Here is a 20,024-nt window from a genome sequence, read left to right as displayed (position 1 = left end):
ACGGTCGTGGGGTTCGCATGTGAGCCCCGTCCCGGGCACCCATAGACTTGTGTGTCGCCCAACCGACCCCGCCCGAGAGGCCCGTGTCCACCCATGAAGCTTGTCTTCGCCGGTACCCCTGAGGTTGCTGTTCCCGCTCTGGACGCTCTGATCGCCTCCGGGCGGCACGAGGTGGCCGCTGTCGTGACGCGGCCGGACGCGCAGGCGGGGCGGGGGCGTCGGATGGTGGCGAGTCCGGTGGCCGAGCGGGCCGTGGAGGCCGGGATCGAGGTGCTGAAGCCGGCCAGGCCGCGGGACCCCGAGTTCCTGGAGCGGCTCAGGGAGATCGCCCCCGACTGCTGCCCCGTCGTCGCCTACGGCGCCCTGCTGCCCCGCGTCGCGCTCGACATCCCGGCCCACGGCTGGGTCAACCTGCACTTCTCGCTGCTGCCGGCCTGGCGTGGGGCCGCGCCGGTGCAGCACTCCATCATGGCGGGCGACGAGATCACCGGGGCCTCCACCTTCCTGATCGAGGAGGGGCTCGACTCCGGGCCCGTCTACGGCACCGTCACCGAGGAGATCCGGCACACCGACACCAGCGGCGACCTGCTGACCAGGCTCGCCTTCGCCGGCGCCGGGCTGCTCGCCGCGACCATGGACGGGATCGCCGACGGCACCCTGAAGGCCGTGCCGCAGCCGAACGACGGGATCACCCTCGCGCCCAAGGTCAACGTCGAGGACGCCCACATCGACTGGGCCGCGCCTTCTCTGCGCGTTGACCGTCTCGTGCGTGGGTGCACCCCGGCCCCGGGTGCCTGGACCACCTTCCGTGGCGAGCGGCTCAAGCTCATCCAGGTGCAGCCGGTGCCCGGGCGGGACGACCTCGCCCCGGGCGCGCTGTCCGTGGGGAAGAACAACGTGTACGTCGGGACCGGGTCGTACGCCGTCGAGCTGCTGTGGGTGCAGGCCCAGGGCAAGAAGCCGATGCGGGCCGCCGACTGGGCGCGCGGCGTGCGGATCGGGGACGGCGAGAAGCTCGGGGTCTGACCGGCCCACGGCGCCATGGCCTCGGCCGTACCGGCCGTACGCCCGGGTCCTGGTGCGACGTAGGCTGGTCGTACATCTCTTCCCGCACATCCGGAGCACCTTTTACGTGAGCGACACCTCCCGTCGGCCCCGCAGAACCGGCAAGCCCTATCGACGGCCCCAGAAGGACCCCGTCCGCATCCTCGCCTTCGAGGCGCTGCGCGCCGTGGACGAGCGGGACGCCTACGCCAACCTCGTGCTGCCGCCGCTGCTGCGCAAGGCGCGGGAGAAGGGCGACTTCGACGGGCGGGACGCCGCGCTCGCCACCGAGCTGGTCTACGGGACGCTGCGATGGCAGGGGACGTACGACGCCGTCATCGCCGCCTGTGTGGACCGGCCTCTGCGTGAGGTCGACCCGCCGGTGCTCGACGTGCTCAGCCTGGGTGTGCACCAGTTGCTCGGGACGCGGATCCCGCCGCACGCCGCCGTGTCCGCGTCCGTGGAGCTCGCGCGGGTGGTTCTGGGCGACGGGCGGGCCAAGTTCGTGAACGCCGTGCTGCGGAAGGTCGCGCAAAACGATCTCGACGGGTGGATCCAGCGGGTCGCTCCGCCGTACGACGACGACCCCGAGGACCATCTCGCCCTCGTGCACTCGCATCCGCGGTGGGTCGTCTCGGCGCTGTGGGACTCGCTCGGGGGTGGGCGGGCCGGGATCGAGCGGTTGCTGGCCGCCGACAACGAGCGGCCCGAGGTGACGCTCGTCGCGCGGCCGGGGCGGGCCACGACCGAGGAACTGCTCGGTGAGGAGGCCGCGGTGCCGGGGCGGTGGTCGCCGTATGCCGTGCGGCTCGCCGAAGGCGGGGAGCCGGGGGCCGTGGAGGCCGTGCGGGAAGGGCGTGCGGGGGTGCAGGACGAGGGGAGTCAGCTCGTCGCTCTCGCGCTGGCCAACGCGCCGTTGGAGGGGCGCGACGAGAAGTGGCTCGACGGGTGTGCCGGGCCCGGGGGGAAGGCGGCGCTGCTCGGGGCGTTGGCCGCGGAGCGAGGGGCGATGTTGCTCGCCTCCGAGAAGCAGGCGCATCGGGCGGGATTGGTCGCGAAGGCTCTGGAGGGTAATCCGGGGCCGTATCAGGTGATCACCGCGGATGGGACTCGGCCGGCGTGGCGGGCGGGGAGTTTTGACCGGGTGCTGGTGGATGTGCCGTGTACGGGGCTGGGGGCGTTGCGGCGGCGGCCGGAAGCTCGGTGGCGGCGGCGGGCGGAGGATCTCGAGGGGTTCGCGCCGTTGCAGCGAGGGCTGTTGGGGGCGGCTCTTGACTCTGTGCGGGTGGGTGGGGTCGTGGGGTATGCGACGTGTTCGCCTCATCTTGCGGAGACCCGGGCTGTGGTGGGGGACGTGTTGAAGCAGCGGGGTGGGGCTGAGCTGATCGATGCTCGGGGTTTGTTGGTGGGGGTGCCGGAGTTGGGGGAGGGGCCTGACGTGCAGTTGTGGCCTCATGTGCATGGGACGGATGCGATGTATCTGGCGCTGATTCGGCGGGTGGGCTGAGGCGGAGGGTTTCGCCCCCGCCGCCCCTACCCGTCCCGTCCCTGAAGGGGCAGCGTCCCTTCGACCCCGCTGGGGGCTGCGCCCCCAGACCCCGCTGTCGGCCCTTCGGGCCTCGTCCTCAAGCGCCGGACGGGCTGAGGGTGCCTGTGGGCGGGCTGGCGGTGCACCTCACGCGCCGGGCTGACCGGTGCCCCGGGACAGGCGATGTGGCCACCACACCTTCGGGCCCGCGTCCAGGAACAGGGACGTCACCAGGATCGAGCGGACGATGAAGGTGTCCAGGAGGACGCCCAGGGCTACCGTGAAGCCGATTTCGGCGAAGGCGACCATGGGGAGGGTGCCGAGGGCGGCGAAGGTGCCGGCCAGGACCAGGCCGGCGGAGGTGATGACCGTGCCGGTGGCGGCGAGGCCGGTGACGACGCCGGCGCGCGTGCCCTGGCGGGCTGCTTCCTCGCGGATGCGGGTGGTGAGGAAGATATTGTAGTCGATGCCCAGGGCCACCAGGAAGACGAAGACGAAGAGGGGGAAGTCGGTGGACTCGCCCGCGTAGTCGAAGAGGTGGCGGAAGGCGAGGGCGCTGATGCCGAGGGCGGCGGTGAAGGACAGGATCACCGTGCCGATCAGCAGGAGCGGGGCGATCAGGGCGCGGAGCAGCGCGGTGAGGATCAGCAGGACCACGAGGAGGACCAACGGGATGATCAGCACGTTGTCGTGGGTCGTCGCCTCGTCCATGTCGAGCAGGGCCGCCGTACCGCCGCCGACCTGGGCATCCGCGTCCGGTACGGCGTGGACGGCGTCCCGGACCCGTTCGACGGTCTGTTTCGCGGCCTCGCTGTCGGCGGGGGCGGTCATCGTCGCCTCGAAGAGCACCTTGCCCTCGTAGAGGGGCTTCGTGCCCGGGGGCAGGCCGAGTGAGGTGGGGACGACGCCGTCTGTCCCGGCTACCGCGCGGCCGACCTGTACGGCTTGGGCCTGGTTGCTGATGATGACCAGCGGGTCGCCGCTGCCGGCCGGGAAGTAGCGTTCGGAGATCTCCTGGCCGGTGATGGAGTCCGGTTTGTCGGTGAAGGCGTCGGCGTTGCTCAGGCCCTCGGCGCGCAGCTGGATCAGCCCGAGGGAGCAGACGGCCAGGGCCAGCGCCGTGACCGTCCAGACCATGCGGGGGCGGTGGGAGATACGGCGGCCCATGCGGGCCCAGATGCCTCGGGTCTCCGGGTTCTCCGTGCCGAGGTGCGGGATCACCGGCCAGAAGATCCAGCGGCCGAAGATGACCAGGAGGGCGGGGAACAGGGTCGTCATCGCGATCAGGGCGACCGCGACTCCGATCGCCGCCACCGGGCCGAGGCCCCTCGTCGAGTTCATCTCCGCCGTCAGCAGCACCAGCATGCTCAGGACGACGGTCGCGCCGGAGGCGATCACCGCGGGGCCCGCGCGGTGCAGGGCAAGCGCCATCGCCTCGTGGCGGTCCTCGTGACGGCGCAGTTCCTCCCGGTAGCGGGCCACCAGCAGGAGCGCGTAGTCCGTTCCGGCGCCGAAGACCAGGACCGTGAGGATGCCGGCGCTCTGGCCGTTCACCGTCAGGCCCGCGTGTTCGGCCAGGAGGTAGATGAAGGCCTGCGCGGTGAACAGGGCGACGATCACCGAGATCAGGGGGACCAGGAGCAGGGTCGGGCTGCGGTAGGTGATCAGGAGCATGACGATGACGACCGCCATCGCCGACAGCAGGAGCGTGGAGTCGATGCCCTCGAAGGCGTCGGAGAAGTCGGCGGAGGTGCCGCCGGGGCCCGTGATGTGCACGGCGAGCCCGGCGCCGCCGGTGCCGACGACGTCCCTGATGGAGTCGACGGCCGGCGCGATGCGCTCCCAGCCCTTCTCGTCCATCGTGATCGGGACCTGGACCTGGGCGGCCTGCGGGTCCACCGCACGGTTGAAGACCGGCCCTCGGGTCTCGGCGCCCCGGATGCCGTGGTCGGTGAGCTGCTCGAGCCGGGCGACGTCCGCGCTGATCGCCGCCCGGTCCTGGGCCGTCAGGCCGCCGTCGCGGGCGTAGACGACGATCGCGGGGATCTGCTCCGGCCTGAAGTTCTCCGAGATCTCCAGGACTTGGGTGGATTCCGCGGACCCCGGCAGCCAGGACGCCGCGTCGTTGTCCTGTGCGTCGGTCAGCTTCTGGGCGAAGGGCGCCGTCAGGAACAGCGCCAGCAGCCACAGCACCAGCACGACCCACTTGGCACGCCGTCCGCAGACCAGATGCGCGATACCGCGGTTCTCCTTCATACCCACTCCCGCAACCGCGCGACCAGCCACGGACGGCGCTCAGCGAACATACGACCGTTTCCATCCGGGACCGATGCTGCTCACCCCCGGAGGGCATGGCAGGCTTGGGGCATGGCCGCGCAGATCAACCCCAGCATCCTGTCCGCCGACTTCGCTCGCCTCGCGGACGAGGCGAAGGCGGTCGAGGGAGCCGATTACCTCCACGTCGACGTCATGGACAACCATTTCGTCCCGAACCTCACGCTCGGCGTGCCGGTCGTAGAGTCCCTGGCCCGTGCGACGGACACTCCGCTGGACTGCCATCTGATGATCGAGGCTCCCGATCGCTGGGCGCCCCAGTACGTGGAAGCGGGGGCCTCCTCCGTCACCTTCCATGTCGAGGCCGCCGCCGCACCCGTGCGACTCGCCCGGGAGATCCGCGCCAAGGGCGCCCGCGCCTCCATGGCGCTCAAGCCCGCGACGCCCATCGAGCCCTACGAGGATCTGCTCCCCGAACTCGACATGCTGCTGATCATGACGGTCGAGCCGGGCTTCGGTGGCCAGGCGTTTCTCGACATCATGCTTCCGAAGATTCGCCGCACCCGCGAGTTGATCAGCAAGCACGGCCTGCAGCTGTGGCTCCAGGTGGACGGCGGAGTCTCCGCCTCGACCATCGAGCGATGCGCCGAGGCGGGTGCCGATGTGTTCGTCGCCGGTTCGGCGGTGTACGGGGCCGAGGACCCGGCCGAAGCGGTCCGCGGGCTGCGTGCTCAGGCGGAGGCGGTCACGAAGACCGCCGCCTGGGCATGCGACCACTGAGCCAAGGGAACGTGAACGGCGCCCATCAGGGCGGATCAAGAGCGCCGGATCTGCAAGGATGAACGGCGAATCCAGAGTGTGAACAGCAGTGAGGAGATCGCCGTGTCGGGTATGTCGGCGGGCCGGTCAGCCATGCGGATGGGACCCGCTGAGCTGGTGCAGGCGGCGGCCATGGCCCGCCGCTTCTACCTCGAGGGCAAGTCCAAGATCCAGATCGCGGAGGAGTTCGGCGTCAGCCGCTTCAAGGTGGCCCGGGTCCTGGAGACCGCTCTCGAACGGGATCTGGTGCGCATCGAGATCCGAGTCCCGGCCGAACTGGACGCGGAGCGCTCGGACGCGCTGCGCGCCCGCTACGGCCTCAGGCACGCCGTCGTGGTCGAGTCCCCGGCCGAGGCCGAGGAGACGCCCGACCCCGAGAACCTGGGAGAAGTGGCCGCCGACCTGCTCGGCGAGCTGGTCAACGAGGGGGATGTGCTGGGCCTTGCCTGGGGCCGCTCCACCATCCACATGGCGGCCGCCCTCGACCGGCTGCCGCCCTGCACGGTGGTGCAGTTGACGGGCGTGTACGACGCCGGGACCGCCGAGCGCGGTTCGGTGGAGGCCGTACGGCGGGCCGCTCAGGTCTCCGGCGGCGACGCCCACCCCATCTACGCGCCGATGTTGCTGCCGGACGCGGCCACCGCGGCCGCGCTGCGCCACCAGACCGGGATCGCCCGGGCCTTCGAGTACTTCGACAAGGTCACGGTCGCCTGTGTCTCCATCGGCTCCTGGGAGCCGGGTATCTCGACGGTGCACGACATGCTCAGCGACGAGGAGCGGGCCCACTACGCCTCGCTCGGCGTCGCAGCCGAGATGTCCGCGCACCTCTTCGACGCCGAAGGGCGCCGGGTCGGCCGGGACCTCGGGGAGCGGTGCATCACGGTCAAGGCGGACCAGCTCCGCCGTATCCCGGAGGTCGTCGCCATCGCGGGCGGGGCGCGCAAGGCCGCCGCGATCGACGCGGTGCTGCGATCCGGGCTGGTCACCAGCCTGGTGACGGACACCTCGGCGGCCGACGTGCTGATGACGGCGGGGCCGACCCCGAGGTCGACGCTCAACAGGGCCGACCCGGACGGACAGTGACGGTATGTCAGGGGGGCGGTCCGGTGGCCGCCCCCTTCGTTCATCGACGAGCACTACGGACTTGGCGGTACTGAGATGACGGACCTCGCGGTCACGCTGGACCTCGACGGCGTCACGGACAAGGCGGGCCTGATGGACCGCTGCGCCCTCACCCTGGAGTTCCCCGACTGGTTCGGCCGTAACTGGGACGCCCTCGCCGACAGCCTCGCCGATCCCTCCGTGTGGCCCGCCGACGCCGCGGACGGGCTGCTGGTCGTCGTACGGAACTGGCAGCCGTACGCGAAGGCGCGGCCGGAGGAGTGGGAGATCGCCCAGGAGGTGTTCTCCGCGGCCGTGGACCGGGCGCCGTCGCTCAGTGTGATGCTCGCTCTCGGAGGATCCTCCTAAGGCCCCTCTGACCTGCTCGTATGAAGCGACCGTGCAGCGCGATCCGGTCAGCATGGGACAATGAAGTACGTGCTCTTCTCCCCTGGCTGACCTGTCCGGGGGCCACCTCTGATCGACTGGGATGTGCAGCACGTGCGTTTCCTCAATGACATCCAGCCCGCGTACGACCTGACGTACGACGACGTCTTCATGGTCCCGAGCCGCAGCGCTGTCGGGTCGCGGCAGGGCGTGGACCTCAGCTCCCCGGACGGCACGGGCACCACGATCCCGCTGGTCGTCGCCAACATGACCGCCATCGCCGGCCGCCGGATGGCCGAGACGGTGGCCCGGCGCGGCGGCCTGGTCGTCATCCCGCAGGACATCCCGATCGACGTCGTCACGGATGTCGTCTCCTGGGTGAAGAGCCGTCACCACGTCCTCGACACCCCGATCGTGCTGGCTCCGCACCAGACCGTCGCCGACGCGCTGGCCCTGCTGCCCAAGCGCGCGCACAACGCCGGTGTGGTCGTCGACGACGACTTCAAGCCGATCGGCGTGGTGACCGACACCGACCTGTCCGGCGTGGACCGCTTCACCCAGCTCGAAGTGGTCATGTCCCGTGACCTGCTGCTCCTCGACGCCGGCCTCGACCCCCGCGAGGCCTTCAACACCCTCGACCACCACAACCGGCGCTACGCCCCCGCCGTCGACGCGGACGGCCGCCTCGCCGGCATCCTCACCCGCAAGGGCGCCCTGCGCGCCACGCTGTACACCCCGGCCGTCGACGCCGACGGCAAGCTGCGTATCGCCGCCGCCGTCGGCATCAACGGCGACGTCGCGGGCAAGGCCAAGCAGCTGCTCGACGCGGGCGTCGACACGCTCGTCATCGACACGGCGCACGGTCACCAGGAGTCGATGATCGCCGCGATCCGGACCGTGCGGGCGCTCGACCCGCGGGTGCCGATCGTCGCGGGCAACATCGTGGCCGCCGAGGGCGTGCGGGATCTGATCGAGGCGGGCGCCGACATCATCAAGGTCGGTGTGGGCCCGGGTGCCATGTGCACGACCCGCATGATGACCGGCGTCGGCCGCCCGCAGTTCTCCGCGGTCCTGGAGTGCGCGGCCGAGGCGAAGAAGTACGGCAAGCACGTGTGGGCCGACGGCGGCGTCCGGCACCCGCGCGACGTCGCCATGGCGCTCGCCGCCGGTGCGTCCAACGTGATGGTCGGGTCCTGGTTCGCCGGCACGTTCGAGTCGCCGGGCGACCTCCAGCAGGACGCCAACGGGCGGCTCTACAAGGAGTCGTTCGGCATGGCGTCCGCGCGGGCCGTGGCCAACCGTACGTCGGACGAGTCGGCGTACGACCGTGCGCGCAAGGCGCTGTTCGAGGAGGGCATCTCCACCTCCCGTATGTTCCTCGACCCGGCCCGGCCGGGGGTGGAGGACCTGATCGACTCGATCATCGCGGGTGTGCGGTCGTCCTGCACGTATGCCGGTGCCGGGTCCCTGGAGGAGTTCGCCGAGAAGGCGGTCGTCGGGATCCAGAGCGCGGCCGGGTACGCCGAGGGCAAGCCGCTGCACGCCAGCTGGAGCTGACGCTCGGTCAGCGCCGGTTCGCCCAAGGGGGCGGGTACGGCTGTATGCGGGCGGCTGCGGGTGGTTCGTGGCTGGTCGCGCAGTTCCCCGCACCCCTGAGGTGCGTCCACTGCAGGTGCCTCAGGGGCGCGGGGAACTGCGCGACCAGCCCCCACGCACCCGCACGTGCAACGGTCGAAAGTCACCGCGCAACGAACACCCACCGAGCCCCCAGGAACGCAATGATCTTGCGGGTGCGCGCAAGGTTGCTGCATTTCATCAGCAACGTCCTGCCTCGTAGGCTGTCGCCTCGTACGTGGCGTGGCAGGGACCCCGCTCGGTGGGTTCCTGCTGTCGCAGGGTGCCGCCCGTCCCCGCCGTGCCGAGAGGCAGCGACGAAGGAGTCAGCGCGTGCTCGACCAAGGCGCACCCCCGCAGAACCGTCCCCAGACCGGCCCACCGTCCCCGGGTGTCGGTGCGCGCCTCATGCGTCGCAAGCCCGTGGAACACCTGGTCGCGGAGGGTGGCCAGGGCGAGGGAGGGTCCCTGCGGCGCTCCCTCGGCATGTGGCAGCTGACCATGATCAGCATCGGTGCCACCCTCGGTACCGGCATCTTCGTCGTCCTCGGCGACGCCGTCCCGGAGGCCGGCCCGGCCGTCACCCTGGCCTTCGTGATCGCCGGTCTCACGGCGCTCTTCTCGGCCCTGTCCTACGCAGAGCTGGCCGGCAGCATCCCGGTCGCCGGGTCCTCGTACTCGTATGCGTACGCAACGATGGGTGAGCTCGTCGCCTGGGTCTGCGGCTGGTGTCTGGTGCTGGAGTACGGCGTCTCGGTGGCCGCCGTCGCCGTCGGCTGGGGCGAGTACCTCAACGAACTGCTCGACGGGACCATAGGCGTCACCATCCCGTCCGTGCTGTCCTCGGCGCCCGGCGAGGGCGGGATCATCAACCTGCCCGCGCTGATCGTCGTGCTGCTGGCGATGGTGTTCCTGCTCGGCGGCGTCCGCGAGTCCGCGCGCGCCAACACGATCATGGTGGCCGTCAAGATCGCCGCGCTGGTGCTGTTCTGCGCGGTCGGCTTCATGGGGTTCAAGTCCGGCAACTACTCCGACTTCATGCCGCTCGGCATGGCGGGCGTGAGCGCCGCGGGTGCGACGCTGTTCTTCTCGTACATCGGCTTCGACGCCGCCTCCACCGCCGGTGAGGAGGCCAAGGACCCCAAGAAGGACCTGCCGCGGGCGATCATGCTGTCGCTGATCATCGTGACCGCGCTGTACGTCCTGGTCGCGGGCGTCGCCGTCGGCGCCTGGAACTGGACCAAGTTCGAGGGCTCCGAGGCCTCCCTCGCCGCGATCATGACGGATGTCAGCGGCCAGAGCTTCTGGGGCACGCTGCTCGCCCTCGGCGCCGTGATCTCCATCGCGAGCGTCGTGCTGACCGTGCTCTACGGCCAGACCCGCGTGCTGTTCGCGATGTCCCGGGACGGCCTGGTGCCGAAGGCCCTCGGCAGGGTCCACCGTAAGACGGGTGCGCCGCGGCTCAACACGATCATCGTGTCCGTGTTCTGCGGTGCGCTCGCCGCCCTGATCCCGCTGGGCAAGCTGGTCGACGCCACCAGCATCGGCACGCTGTTCGCCTTCGCGCTGGTCAACATCGCCGTGATCGTCCTGCGTCACCGGCGGCCCGAGCTCGAGCGCACGTTCAGGGTGCCGTTCGGGCCGGTGCTGCCGGTGCTGGGCTTCCTGTTCTGCGCGTACAACATGTTCAGCCTCGACACCGTGACCTGGGTGGTCTTCGGGTGCTGGATGGCCGCCGGACTCGTGTTCTACTTCCTGTACGGCTATCGCCGTTCCCGTCTTGCCACGCAAGCAGCCACGCCTGAAGTGAAGTGAACCGCCCGCAGTGCTGAACGATCTCGACGAACGCATCGTGCACGCCCTCGCCGAGGACGCCCGCCGCTCCTACGCGGACATCGGGCAGCTCGTCGGCCTGTCCGCGCCCGCCGTGAAGCGGCGCGTGGACCGGCTGCGCGCCACCGGGGCCATCACCGGGTTCACCGTGCGGGTGGACCCGTCGGCCCTCGGCTGGGAGACCGAGGGGTTCGTCGAGATCTACTGCCGCCACAACACCTCGCCGGACACGATCCGGCGGGGTCTTGAGCGGTATCAGGAGGTCGTGGCCGCGTCCACCGTGACCGGGGACGCGGACGCGGTCGTGCAGGTCTTCGCGTCGGACATGCGGCACTTCGAGCGGGTCCTGGAGCGGATCGCGGGGGAGCCGTTCGTGGAGCGGACCAAGTCGGTGCTGGTGCTGTCGCCCTTGTTGCGGCGGTTCTCTTCCGGGTCCCCTGCGTAGCGCTCCGCGGGTTGGGCGGGGTGGGGGGTGCCTCGTCATGTCGTGGGCCGTCTGCTGATTCGTTGTGGCTGGTCGCGCAGTTCCCCGCGCCCCTGGGGGCGGCAGGTGCCGGGACTATTCCGCCAGGGGCGCCTACCATCGATGCCATGACCTGGCGACATTGATCCACCAGCCATGCCTCCCGAGGGCCGCCTCGGGCGCCGTACCTCCGGCGTCCGAACTGTCCCTGCGGGAAGGCCTCATGACACTCTCACCTGCACGTGTGCCCGTCAGTGGTGTCCGCCGTCTTACGGCCACGCTGTACGGCTACTCGTTTCTCGACGACTTCGTCCTGCTCTACCCGGTGTACGCGCTGCTGTTCGCCGACGCCGGTCTGTCGCTGTGGGAGATCTCCTCCCTGTTCGCGCTGTGGTCGGTCACCGGCGTCCTGCTGGAGGTCCCCTCGGGGGCCTGGGCGGACACTGTGTCGCGGCGTCGGCTGCTGTGGATCGGGCCGCTGCTCACCGCTGTCGGGTTCGCGCTGTGGGTCATGGCCCCGGCGTACTGGACCTTCGCGGTGGGCTTCGTGCTGTGGGGCGCCGGTGGGGCGCTCGGGTCGGGGGCGCTGGAGGCGCTGGTCTACGACGAGCTGGACCGGCTGGGTGCCGCCGACCGGTACGCGCGGGTGATGGGCCGGGGCCGGGCCGCGCGACTGGTGGGCACGATGGTCTCCGTCGGTCTCGCCGGGCCTGCCTTCGCGCTCGGCGGCTACCCCGTCGTCGGCGCGGCCAGCGTCCTCGCCTGTCTGCTGACCGCCGCCACGGCGACCCGGTTCCCGGAGCACCGGGAGCGGCCGGAGCAGGGGGAGGACAGCTGGGCGGCGACCGTGCGGAGCGGGCTCGCCGAGGTGCGCGAGGACCGTTCCGTCCGGGGTGCGCTGCTGCTGGTCCCCGCGGTCGCCGCCGTATGGGGCGCGCTCGACGAGTACACGCCGCTGCTGGTCCGGGACATCGGCGTGGCCGAGGCCACCGTCCCCTATCTGATCCTGCTGATCTGGGCCGGCGTCACCGCCGGAAGCCTCCTGACCGGACCGGCCGAACGCCTCGGCACGACCGGGCTCGCGGCACTGCTCGCGGCCGCCGCGCTCGCCCTGGCCGTGGGAGCGGTGGCCGGCTCGGTGGCCGGCATCGCCCTCGTGGGCCTCGCCTTCGGCGGGTTCCAGGTGGCGGAGGTGCTCGCCGACGTTCGCCTCCAGCACCGCATCGACGAGTCCCGCCGGGCCACCCTCACCTCCGTCGCGAGCCTGGGCACCGAACTGGCCACGGTCGCCACCTTCGGCCTGTACGCGCTGCTCGGCACGGGCGCCGCGCACGGCACGGTGTTCGCCGTACTCGCGATTCCCTACCTGGCGACGGCGCTGGCCCTGGCCAGAGCTCGGGCTGCCACGGCACGACCGTGAGGTCTCCGGTGCCCTTCCTGACCGTCTCGAAGGGCGGGTCGGCGGTGCCCTTCGCCGCAAGACGCGCGTCGAAGGAGAAGATGTCGAAGGAGAAGGTGATGTCGTCCCCGGCCGAGCGGTGCGGCTCGGCGGTGCCGGTGCGGGCGGCGGCTTCCCGCGGGCGCGGTGCGGCCGGCGCGTTCGCCGCCGCGGTCCCGGCGATGAGCGGCAGCGTGGAGCCCGGCACGAGGATCTTCGTACGGCGGTTCATCGCGGTACGGCCGAGGCCGCGCCACGGGATGGACCCGGCCTGCGACCAGGGGTGCGCAACGAATCGCCGCCGACGGCCGAACGCACGCAACAAACCGCTCACGGGCGCGCAACGGCTCCTCCTTGTCCGCCCTGCTCAGCCGCCCGTACCGTCTACGTGGCCCCTACACGGCCCCCCGTCCCCCCTTCCGCCCGGTGAGGAACACGCATGCGTACCGCCCTGCTCCAGAGCTCCGGCCGCCCCGGCTCGACCGTCGAGAACCTCAAGGTCCTCGACGAGGCCGCGGGCCGCGCCGCCGCCGCGGGCGCGGGGCTGCTGGTCGCGCCGGAGATGTTCCTGAGCGGGTACGCGATCGGCGACGACATCGCCCGGCTCGCCGAGCCGGCCGACGGCGACTGCGCGGACGCCGTCGCCGAGAGCGCGACACGGCACGGCCTGGCCATCGCCTACGGCTACCCGGAACGGGCGGGCGAGACGGTGTACAACTCGGCGCAGCTGATCTCCGCCGACGGCACCCGCCTGGCCAACTACCGCAAGACCCACCTCTTCGGCTGCTTCGAGCGCGACCACTTCACGCCGGGCGACCAGCAGATCGTCCAGGCCGAGCTCGACGGCGTCCGCGTCGGCATCCTGATCTGCTACGACGTCGAGTTCCCGGAGAACGTCCGCGCCCACGCCCTCGCCGGCACCGACCTGCTGATCGTGCCGACCGCGCAGATGCACCCGTTCCAGTTCGTCGCCGAGTCGATGATCCCCGTGCGCGCCTTCGAGAACCAGATGTACGTCGCCTACGTCAACCGGGTCGGCCAGGAAGGGGAGTTCGAGTTCGTCGGCCTCTCCACCCTCGCCGGCCCCGACGGAGTCGCCCGCACCCGCGCCGGCCGCGCCGAGGAACTCGTCCTCGCCGACGTCGACCCCGTCCTCCTCGCCGCATGCCGTGAGGAGAACCCGTATCTGAAGGACCGCCGCCCCGGTCTCTACGGGTCCCTGATCTGAGCCCCGCCCCCTCCTCCCCCCCCCGCAGTCCCTGTTTGTGCAAGGAGTCCGCACCCCATGACGTCCACGGTGCCCAACGCCGTCCAGCACGCCGACGAGCAGCAGCCGCCGATCACCATGTTCGGCCCGGACTTCCCGTACGCCTACGACGACTTCCTCGCCCACCCGGCGGGGCTCGGCCAGATACCGGCGACCGAGCACGGCACCGAGGTCGCGGTCATCGGCGGTGGCCTGTCCGGGATCGTGGCCGCGTACGAGCTGATGAAGATGGGCCTCAAGCCCGTCGTGTACGAGGCCGACCAGATCGGCGGCAGGCTGCGGACCGTCGGCTTCGAGGGCTGTGACCCGGCCCTGATCGCCGAGATGGGCGCCATGCGCTTCCCGCCGTCCTCCACGGCGCTCCAGCACTACATCGACCTCGTCGGCCTGGAGACCCAGCCCTTCCCCAACCCCCTTGCCGAGGCGACCCCTTCGACCGTCGTCGATCTCAAGGGCGAGTCGCACTACGCCGAGACCATCGACGACCTCCCGCAGGTCTACCGGGACGTCGCCGAGGCCTGGAACAAGTGCCTCGAGGACGGCGCCGACTTCTCCGACATGAACCGGGCCATGCGCGAGCGGGACGTGCCGCGCATCCGTGAGATCTGGGCGAAGCTCGTCGAGAAGCTCGACAACCAGACCTTCTACGGCTTCCTCTGCGACTCCGAGTCCTTCAAGTCCTTCCGGCACCGCGAGATCTTCGGCCAGGTCGGCTTCGGCACCGGCGGCTGGGACACCGACTTCCCGAACTCCATCCTGGAGATCCTGCGCGTCGTCTACACCGAGGCCGACGACCACCACCGCGGCATCGTCGGCGGCTCCCAGCAGCTGCCGCTGCGCCTGTGGGAGCGCGAGCCGGAGAAGATCGTCCACTGGTCCTACGGCACCTCGCTCGCCAAGCTCCACGAGAACGGCGAGCCCCGCCCGGCCGTGACCCGGCTGCACCGCACCGCCGGCAACCGGATCACCGTGACCGACGCGAACGGCGACATCCGTACGTACCAGGCGGCCGTGTTCACCGCCCAGTCCTGGATGCTGCTGTCGAAGATCGCCTGCGACGACTCGCTCTTCCCGATCGACCACTGGACGGCGATCGAGCGCACTCACTACATGGAGTCCAGCAAGCTCTTCGTGCCCGTCGACCGGCCCTTCTGGCTGGACAAGGACGAGGAGACCGGCCGGGACGTCATGTCGATGACGCTCACCGACCGCATGACGCGCGGCACCTACCTGCTCGACGACGGCCCGGACAAGCCCGCCGTCATCTGCCTCTCCTACACCTGGTGCGACGACAGCCTGAAGTGGCTGCCGCTGTCCGCGAGCGAGCGGATGGAGGTCATGCTGAAGTCGCTCGGCGAGATCTACCCGAAGGTCGCCATCAGGAAGCACGTCATCGGCAACCCGGTGACCGTGTCGTGGGAGAACGAGCCGTACTTCATGGGCGCGTTCAAGGCCAACCTCCCCGGCCACTACCGCTACCAGCGGCGCCTGTTCACGCACTTCATGCAGGACCGGCTGGACGAGGACAAGCGGGGCATCTTCCTCGCCGGCGACGACATCTCCTGGACGGCCGGCTGGGCCGAGGGCGCCGTCCAGACCGCGCTGAACGCGGTCTGGGGCGTCATGCACCACTTCGGCGGGGCCACCGACGCGACCAACCCGGGGCCGGGCGACGTCTACGACGAGATCGCGCCGGTCGAGCTGCCCGAGGACTGAGGCCGAGAGAAAGGGCCGCGAGAAGAGGCTGGAGAAGAGGCTCAGATCCCGGCCGCACGCGCCTTCTCGTACACCTCCGCCGCGACGTCCTTGAGCTCCTGGGCGTCGCGTACGGAGCTCTGGAGGTCGACGAAGATCTCGTCCAGGCCCACCTCGGCGTACGCCACCAGGTCCGTCACGATCTGGTCGACGCTGCCGTGGAAGGGCGTGCGGTCGGAACCCTCGTACCCCTTGGCGGTGTAGCGCGCGTTGGTCCGCACCACCGTCTGCAACGGCGCCGTGCGCCCCCGCTCGTCGGCCAGGTCCCGCAGCTCCTGCCACTGCTTGGCCAGCGACTCGGCGCTCATGGCGACGGGCATCCAGCCGTCGGCGTGGTCCACCAGCCGGCGTCGGGCCTTGGGGGTGCCGGCGGCGAGCAGGATCGGGATGGGCCGGGCGGGCTTGGGGCCGACCACGGCGGGGGCGATCCTCGTGGTCCGGCCGTCGTAGGACACCGGATCCGGACCCCACACCGCGCGGCAGACCTCGATCACCTCGTCGAGGACCTGGCCGCGCTCCTCGAAGGGGCGTACGCCGGCCGCCGCGTACTCGTCGTGCGACCAGCCGGTGCCGAGGCCCGCGACGACGCGGCCGCCGCTCGCCGCGTCCAGGGTGGCGAGCGTCCTGGCGAGCTGGAAGGGCACGTGCAGCGGGGCCACCAGCACGCTGGTGCCGAGCCGGGCCCGCTCGGTGGCGGCCGCCGCCAGCGTGAGCGTGACCAGCGGGTCGGCGACCCCGCGGTAGGCGTCCGGCCAGGGCAGGCCCTCGATGCCGTACAGGCCCTGTGTGGCCGGCTCGGGGAACAGCGCCCGCTCGTACACCCACAGGCTCTCGTAGCCGACCGCCTCCGCGGCGCGTGCCACGTCCGGGACATCCCTGCCGAGGTCGTACTGCTTGTTCTGGGGCAGTGCCAGTCCGAGCCGAGTCGCCATGCCTGTGCTCCTTCGCAAGAGGTCCACTTCTGCCGAACGTACAACGTTCATCTACCAGTTGAGGGGACCCGTCACAGGAGTGGCCGAATCATTCCGGCAGCGGCGTGAGCATCATGCGTCCCGCGAACCCCACGGCCGCGTCCAGCCGCTCGGTGAACTCCTCGGCGACATCCGGGAGTCGGCGCAGTGCCCACAGTGCCCGCGCCGTCGACCAGGTGGCGTCCCGGGCCCGCTCCAGGCTCCAGGAACCGAGCAGATGGGTGAGCGGGTCGGCGATCTGGAGCAGGTCGGGACCCGGCATCAGCTCTTCGCGGACGCGCTCCTCCAGCGAGACGAGGAGATCACCCACCCGGTCGAACTCGTCCTCCAGATCGGCCGGTTCGCAGTCGAGGCTACGACAGGCGTCCACCACGGCGAGCGCCAGATCGTGGCCGATGTGCGCGTTGATGCCCGCGAGCGCGAACTGCAACGGACGTACGCCGGGATGCCGGCGCATCTGGAACAGCGGCCGCCAGCAGGCGGGCGGGCGCCGCTCGTCCTCGGCCCGCTCCACCGCCGTGAGATACCGCTCCGCGAACCGCACGTCCAGCGTGATCGCCGCCCGCGCGTCCGTGAACCGGCCCGCGTCGATGTCCCGGTCGACGGCCTCCGTGACGGTGAGGTAGACGCGGTTGAAGACGGCCACTCCGTCGCGTTCGGGCAGGGTCGCGTGGAGGGCGCGCATACGGGAGACGACGGCGTCCACGGGTGTGGTGAATTGTTCGCATTGCGCCATGGGGGCAGAGTCCCAGCTTTAGGCTGGCGCAAGTGTCGGCGGGCCCGGCGCTTCCCCAGAACGGGGGAACGCGCCTGCCGTTGGGGGAGGGGGAGCGGGACGGTGCCAGGCTTACGTGCCCAGCGACTGGCCGCACGCAGGTCCGAGCGCAGGAGAGCGGCCCGGCGCCATGCCATGGTCGTGGCGGCCTCCGTCGTGGTCGCCGTCGGCACCGCGACCGGCATGCTCTCCGCGCTCGACGACAGAGGGCGCGCCGACGAGGCCAGGCCGCCCGAGGTGACGCGCTCGCCGAGCCCGGACTCCCTGCCGCTCGTGCCCTCACCGTCCCCGTCGGTCACGAAGTCCCCGTCACCGACGCCGACTTCACCGCCCCCGAAGGAGAAGAAGGCCGCCCCCGCGCGCCCCACGCCCGCCCCGACCAGGACCGACAGGAGTCGGCAGCCGACCGTGGTCTCCGCCCGCCTCTACCGCCACCCCGACTCCCAGGTCCTGGAGTGGGTCCGCGGCAACACCGGCGACCCGCGCCAAGCGGTCATCGCCTCCAGGATCGCCGCCCAGCCGGCCGCAGTGTGGTTCGCCGACTTCACACCGGACACCATCACCGCCCGGGTCCGCGCGGTCACTTCGGCAGGTTCGGCGCTGGGACGGGTGCCCGTGGTGGTGCCGTACGCGATACCGGACCGTGACTGCGGCGGGCACTCCCAGGGCGGGGCGCCCGGCCTCGACGCCTACGACGCCTGGATCGACAGGTTCGCCGCCGGACTCGGCTCCTCCGACGTCATCGTGATCCTGGAGCCCGACTCGGTCGCCCAGTCCGAGTGCCTCACGGCCGCCGAACGCGCCGACCGCTTCGCCTCGTTGGCCCGCGCCGGCCGCGCCTTCAAGACGGCGAACCCCCAGGCACGCGTCTACTACGACGCCGGGCACTCCGGCTGGCACGCGCCCGGCAAGCAGGCGGAGTGGCTGCGACAGGCCGGCGCGGCCTCGACCGCCTCCTCCGACGGCGTCTTCAGCAACGTCTCCAACTTCCACGCCACGACCGACGAGATCGCCTACGACCGACAGGTCCTCGACGCCCTCGGCGGCCCCGCGAGCCTCGGCGCCGTCATCGACACCAGCCGCAACGGCGCCGGCGCCCCGGCCGACGGTGAGTGGTGCGACCCCGCCGGCCGCAAGCTGGGCCGGGCGCCGACGCTCAGCACGGGGGAGGCGCGGATCGATGGCTACCTGTGGGTGAAGCTGCCCGGGGAGTCGGACGGGTGCAAGGGGCGGCCGGGGACCTTCACGGCGTCGTACGCCTACGACTTGGCGCGCTGAGCCCCGTCATCGCCGGTGCCGCTCGCCTCGTCGTAGGAGGACGTGCCCTCGTCGAGCAGCGGGTGCTGCGTTTTGAGGTGGGCCGGGGCGAAGGCCCGCAGCGCGTGGTAGCCGGTGATGACGACGAGGGTGCCGAGCGCGATGCCGCTGAGCTCGAAGGTGTCGGTGAACTCCATCGTGACGTTGCCGACGCCGATGATGATGCCCGCGGCGGCCGGGACGAGGTTGAGCGGATTGCGCAGGTCGACCTCGGCGTTGATCCAGATCTGCGCGCCGAGCAGTCCGATCATGCCGTACAGGATGACCGTGATGCCGCCGAGGACGCCGCCCGGGATCGCGGCCACGACCGCGCCGAACTTGGGGCAGACACCGAAGAGCAGGGCGAAGCCGGCGGCCGCCCAGTAGGCGGCGGTCGAGTAGACGCGGGTCGCGGCCATTACGCCGATGTTCTCGGAGTACGTGGTGTTGGGCGGGCCGCCCACCGCCGTGGAGAGCATCGAGGCGACGCCGTCCGCGGAGATCGCGGTGCCCAGCTTGTCGTCCAGGTTGTCGCCGGTCATCTCGCCGACCGCCTTGACGTGCCCGGCGTTCTCGGCGACCAGGGCGATGACCACGGGCAGGGCCACGAGGATCGCCGACCACTGGAAGGACGGGCCGTGCAGGTCGGGCAGCCCGATCCAGTCGGCCTTCGAGACCCCGGAGAGGTCCAGCCGCCAGTGGTCGGTGAGCTTGCCGCTCGCGTCCACCGAGTGGATCTTCCCGAAGATCCGGTCGAACGCCCAGGAGATGCCGTAGCCGAAGACCAGGCCCAGGAAGATCGCGATACGGGACCAGAACCCGCGCAGACAGACCACCGCGAGCCCGGTGAACAGCATCACCAGCAGCGCGGTCCACTGGTCCTGCGGCCAGTACGTCGAGGCCGTCACCGGGGCGAGGTTGAAGCCGATCAGCATCACCACGGCGCCGGTGACGATCGGCGGCATCGTGGCGTGGATGATCCGCGCGCCGAACTTCCGCACGGCGAGGCCGACCAGGAACAGCACGGCGCCGACGACGAGGACCGCGCCGGTGACGGTCGCGCTGGTACCGCCGTCGGCCCGGATGACCGCGGCGACCCCGACGAAGGAGAGGGAGCAGCCGAGATAGCTGGGCACCCGGCCACGTGTGGCGAGCAGGAAGACGAGCGTCGCGACGCCGGACATCATGATCGCCAGGTTGGGGTCGAGCCCCATCAGGACCGGCGCCACGAAGGACGCGCCGAACATGGCCACCACATGCTGGGCGCCGAGCCCGACCGTGCGGGGCCACGACAGCCGCTCGTCGGGGCGGACCACCGCTCCGGGCGCCGGCGTGCGTCCGTCGCCGTGCAGTTTCCAGCGGACGCCGAGATCCATGGTGCGGTTTCGCTTTCGTCGTGCGGTGGGTGACCGGACCATTGTCAGGTACGTGGGGAACGGCACCGACCAGGGCTGATCGC

Annotated in this window: 16 protein-coding genes and 1 pseudogene; 13 read left to right on the top strand and 4 right to left on the bottom strand. The window is 71.1% G+C overall.

What is annotated here, in order from left to right; all coding sequences use genetic code 11:
* Window positions 1–93 precede the first annotated feature (93 nt).
* The 3 genes and pseudogenes from fmt to ACFZBP_RS30420 all read left to right on the top strand — a co-directional run.
* Window positions 94–1,026, top strand: a complete 933-nt coding sequence (fmt, locus tag ACFZBP_RS30430) for a methionyl-tRNA formyltransferase (RefSeq protein ID WP_383458678.1) — start codon at window positions 94–96, stop codon at window positions 1,024–1,026.
* Between the two features lie 106 nt (window positions 1,027–1,132).
* A complete protein-coding gene (locus tag ACFZBP_RS30425) occupies window positions 1,133–2,551 on the top strand; it encodes a transcription antitermination factor NusB (protein WP_391417736.1) in 1,419 nt (472 codons plus the stop codon).
* Window positions 2,509–2,691 (top strand): annotated as a pseudogene (locus ACFZBP_RS30420) (cobyrinic acid a,c-diamide synthase); the annotation flags it as partial. The gene ACFZBP_RS30425 and the pseudogene ACFZBP_RS30420, both read left to right, overlap by 43 nt.
* A 28-nt stretch (window positions 2,692–2,719) precedes the next feature.
* Here the strand turns inward: ACFZBP_RS30420 and ACFZBP_RS30415 are convergent.
* The gene (locus ACFZBP_RS30415) at window positions 2,720–4,828 is read right to left on the bottom strand and encodes an MMPL family transporter (protein ID WP_391417734.1); all 2,109 of its coding nucleotides are present in this window, start codon (window positions 4,826–4,828) and stop codon (window positions 2,720–2,722) included.
* A gap of 111 nt (window positions 4,829–4,939) precedes the next feature.
* Between ACFZBP_RS30415 and rpe the strand changes: the two genes are divergently transcribed.
* From rpe to ACFZBP_RS30370, 9 genes are all read left to right on the top strand, one after another.
* Window positions 4,940–5,626, top strand: coding sequence for a ribulose-phosphate 3-epimerase (rpe, locus tag ACFZBP_RS30410; RefSeq protein ID WP_391417732.1), 687 nt, complete (start codon window positions 4,940–4,942; stop codon window positions 5,624–5,626).
* 78 nt (window positions 5,627–5,704) lie between these two features.
* On the top strand, window positions 5,705–6,748 hold the full coding sequence (locus tag ACFZBP_RS30405) for a sugar-binding transcriptional regulator (RefSeq protein WP_370255825.1): 1,044 nt from the start codon (window positions 5,705–5,707) through the stop codon (window positions 6,746–6,748).
* 75 nt (window positions 6,749–6,823) lie between these two features.
* The gene (locus ACFZBP_RS30400) at window positions 6,824–7,135 is read left to right on the top strand and encodes a barstar family protein (RefSeq protein WP_391417729.1); all 312 of its coding nucleotides are present in this window, start codon (window positions 6,824–6,826) and stop codon (window positions 7,133–7,135) included.
* Window positions 7,136–7,267: 132 nt separating this feature from the next.
* The gene (locus ACFZBP_RS30395) at window positions 7,268–8,710 is read left to right on the top strand and encodes a GuaB1 family IMP dehydrogenase-related protein (RefSeq protein WP_383458661.1); all 1,443 of its coding nucleotides are present in this window, start codon (window positions 7,268–7,270) and stop codon (window positions 8,708–8,710) included.
* A gap of 390 nt (window positions 8,711–9,100) precedes the next feature.
* Window positions 9,101–10,582, top strand: a complete 1,482-nt coding sequence (locus tag ACFZBP_RS30390) for an amino acid transporter (RefSeq protein ID WP_391417727.1) — start codon at window positions 9,101–9,103, stop codon at window positions 10,580–10,582.
* A gap of 10 nt (window positions 10,583–10,592) precedes the next feature.
* Window positions 10,593–11,045 (top strand): Lrp/AsnC family transcriptional regulator, encoded by a 453-nt coding sequence (locus tag ACFZBP_RS30385; protein ID WP_062722548.1) that lies wholly within the window; start codon window positions 10,593–10,595, stop codon window positions 11,043–11,045.
* A 241-nt stretch (window positions 11,046–11,286) separates the two neighbouring features.
* Window positions 11,287–12,483, top strand: a complete 1,197-nt coding sequence (locus tag ACFZBP_RS30380; RefSeq protein WP_391417724.1) for an MFS transporter — start codon at window positions 11,287–11,289, stop codon at window positions 12,481–12,483.
* 457 nt (window positions 12,484–12,940) lie between these two features.
* The gene (locus tag ACFZBP_RS30375) at window positions 12,941–13,729 is read left to right on the top strand and encodes a carbon-nitrogen hydrolase family protein (RefSeq protein ID WP_383458653.1); all 789 of its coding nucleotides are present in this window, start codon (window positions 12,941–12,943) and stop codon (window positions 13,727–13,729) included.
* Window positions 13,730–13,786: 57 nt separating this feature from the next.
* Window positions 13,787–15,484 carry an FAD-dependent oxidoreductase gene (locus ACFZBP_RS30370; RefSeq protein WP_391417722.1) on the top strand — a complete coding sequence of 566 codons (1,698 nt, stop codon included), beginning with the start codon at window positions 13,787–13,789 and terminating at the stop codon, window positions 15,482–15,484.
* A 41-nt stretch (window positions 15,485–15,525) separates the two neighbouring features.
* On the opposite strand, the gene ACFZBP_RS30365 is transcribed toward ACFZBP_RS30370, so the two are convergent.
* Both ACFZBP_RS30365 and ACFZBP_RS30360 read right to left on the bottom strand, forming a co-directional pair.
* Window positions 15,526–16,455 (bottom strand): LLM class F420-dependent oxidoreductase, encoded by a 930-nt coding sequence (locus ACFZBP_RS30365; RefSeq protein WP_383458647.1) that lies wholly within the window; start codon window positions 16,453–16,455, stop codon window positions 15,526–15,528.
* Window positions 16,456–16,543: 88 nt separating this feature from the next.
* Window positions 16,544–17,230: a DUF5995 family protein gene (locus tag ACFZBP_RS30360; RefSeq protein WP_391417719.1), complete on the bottom strand. Its 687-nt coding sequence runs from the start codon at window positions 17,228–17,230 to the stop codon at window positions 16,544–16,546.
* 174 nt (window positions 17,231–17,404) lie between these two features.
* Between ACFZBP_RS30360 and ACFZBP_RS30355 the strand changes: the two genes are divergently transcribed.
* Complete coding sequence (locus ACFZBP_RS30355; protein WP_391418264.1) at window positions 17,405–18,547, top strand: glycoside hydrolase family 6 protein; 1,143 nt, start codon at window positions 17,405–17,407, stop codon at window positions 18,545–18,547.
* Here the strand turns inward: ACFZBP_RS30355 and ACFZBP_RS30350 are convergent.
* Window positions 18,529–19,941, bottom strand: coding sequence for a solute carrier family 23 protein (locus tag ACFZBP_RS30350; protein ID WP_391417717.1), 1,413 nt, complete (start codon window positions 19,939–19,941; stop codon window positions 18,529–18,531). The genes ACFZBP_RS30355 and ACFZBP_RS30350 overlap by 19 nt on opposite strands.
* Between the last annotated feature and the right edge of the window lie 83 nt (window positions 19,942–20,024).

It is taken from the genome of Streptomyces sp. NPDC008086, from assembly GCF_042957325.1.
In the GTDB taxonomy this organism is placed as follows: domain Bacteria; phylum Actinomycetota; class Actinomycetes; order Streptomycetales; family Streptomycetaceae; genus Streptomyces.
The sequence above is the reverse complement of the archived record's forward strand: the minus strand, read 5'-3'. Positions and strand labels throughout refer to the sequence as shown.

Excerpts from the sequence above, each read along its gene's own strand:
- rpe (WP_391417732.1), top strand. The coding sequence starts at position 4,940 with ATGGCCGCGCAGATCAACCCCAGCATCCTGTCCGCCGACTTCGCTCGC.
- ACFZBP_RS30380 (WP_391417724.1), top strand. The coding sequence starts at position 11,287 with ATGACACTCTCACCTGCACGTGTGCCCGTCAGTGGTGTCCGCCGTCTT.
- ACFZBP_RS30400 (WP_391417729.1), top strand. The coding sequence starts at position 6,824 with ATGACGGACCTCGCGGTCACGCTGGACCTCGACGGCGTCACGGACAAG.
- ACFZBP_RS30355 (WP_391418264.1), top strand. The coding sequence starts at position 17,405 with ATGGTCGTGGCGGCCTCCGTCGTGGTCGCCGTCGGCACCGCGACCGGC.
- ACFZBP_RS30360 (WP_391417719.1), bottom strand. The coding sequence starts at position 17,230 with ATGGCGCAATGCGAACAATTCACCACACCCGTGGACGCCGTCGTCTCC.
- fmt (WP_383458678.1), top strand. The coding sequence starts at position 94 with ATGAAGCTTGTCTTCGCCGGTACCCCTGAGGTTGCTGTTCCCGCTCTG.
- ACFZBP_RS30415 (WP_391417734.1), bottom strand. The coding sequence starts at position 4,828 with ATGAAGGAGAACCGCGGTATCGCGCATCTGGTCTGCGGACGGCGTGCC.
- ACFZBP_RS30365 (WP_383458647.1), bottom strand. The coding sequence starts at position 16,455 with ATGGCGACTCGGCTCGGACTGGCACTGCCCCAGAACAAGCAGTACGAC.
- ACFZBP_RS30370 (WP_391417722.1), top strand. The coding sequence starts at position 13,787 with ATGACGTCCACGGTGCCCAACGCCGTCCAGCACGCCGACGAGCAGCAG.
- ACFZBP_RS30350 (WP_391417717.1), bottom strand. The coding sequence starts at position 19,941 with ATGGATCTCGGCGTCCGCTGGAAACTGCACGGCGACGGACGCACGCCG.
- ACFZBP_RS30375 (WP_383458653.1), top strand. The coding sequence starts at position 12,941 with ATGCGTACCGCCCTGCTCCAGAGCTCCGGCCGCCCCGGCTCGACCGTC.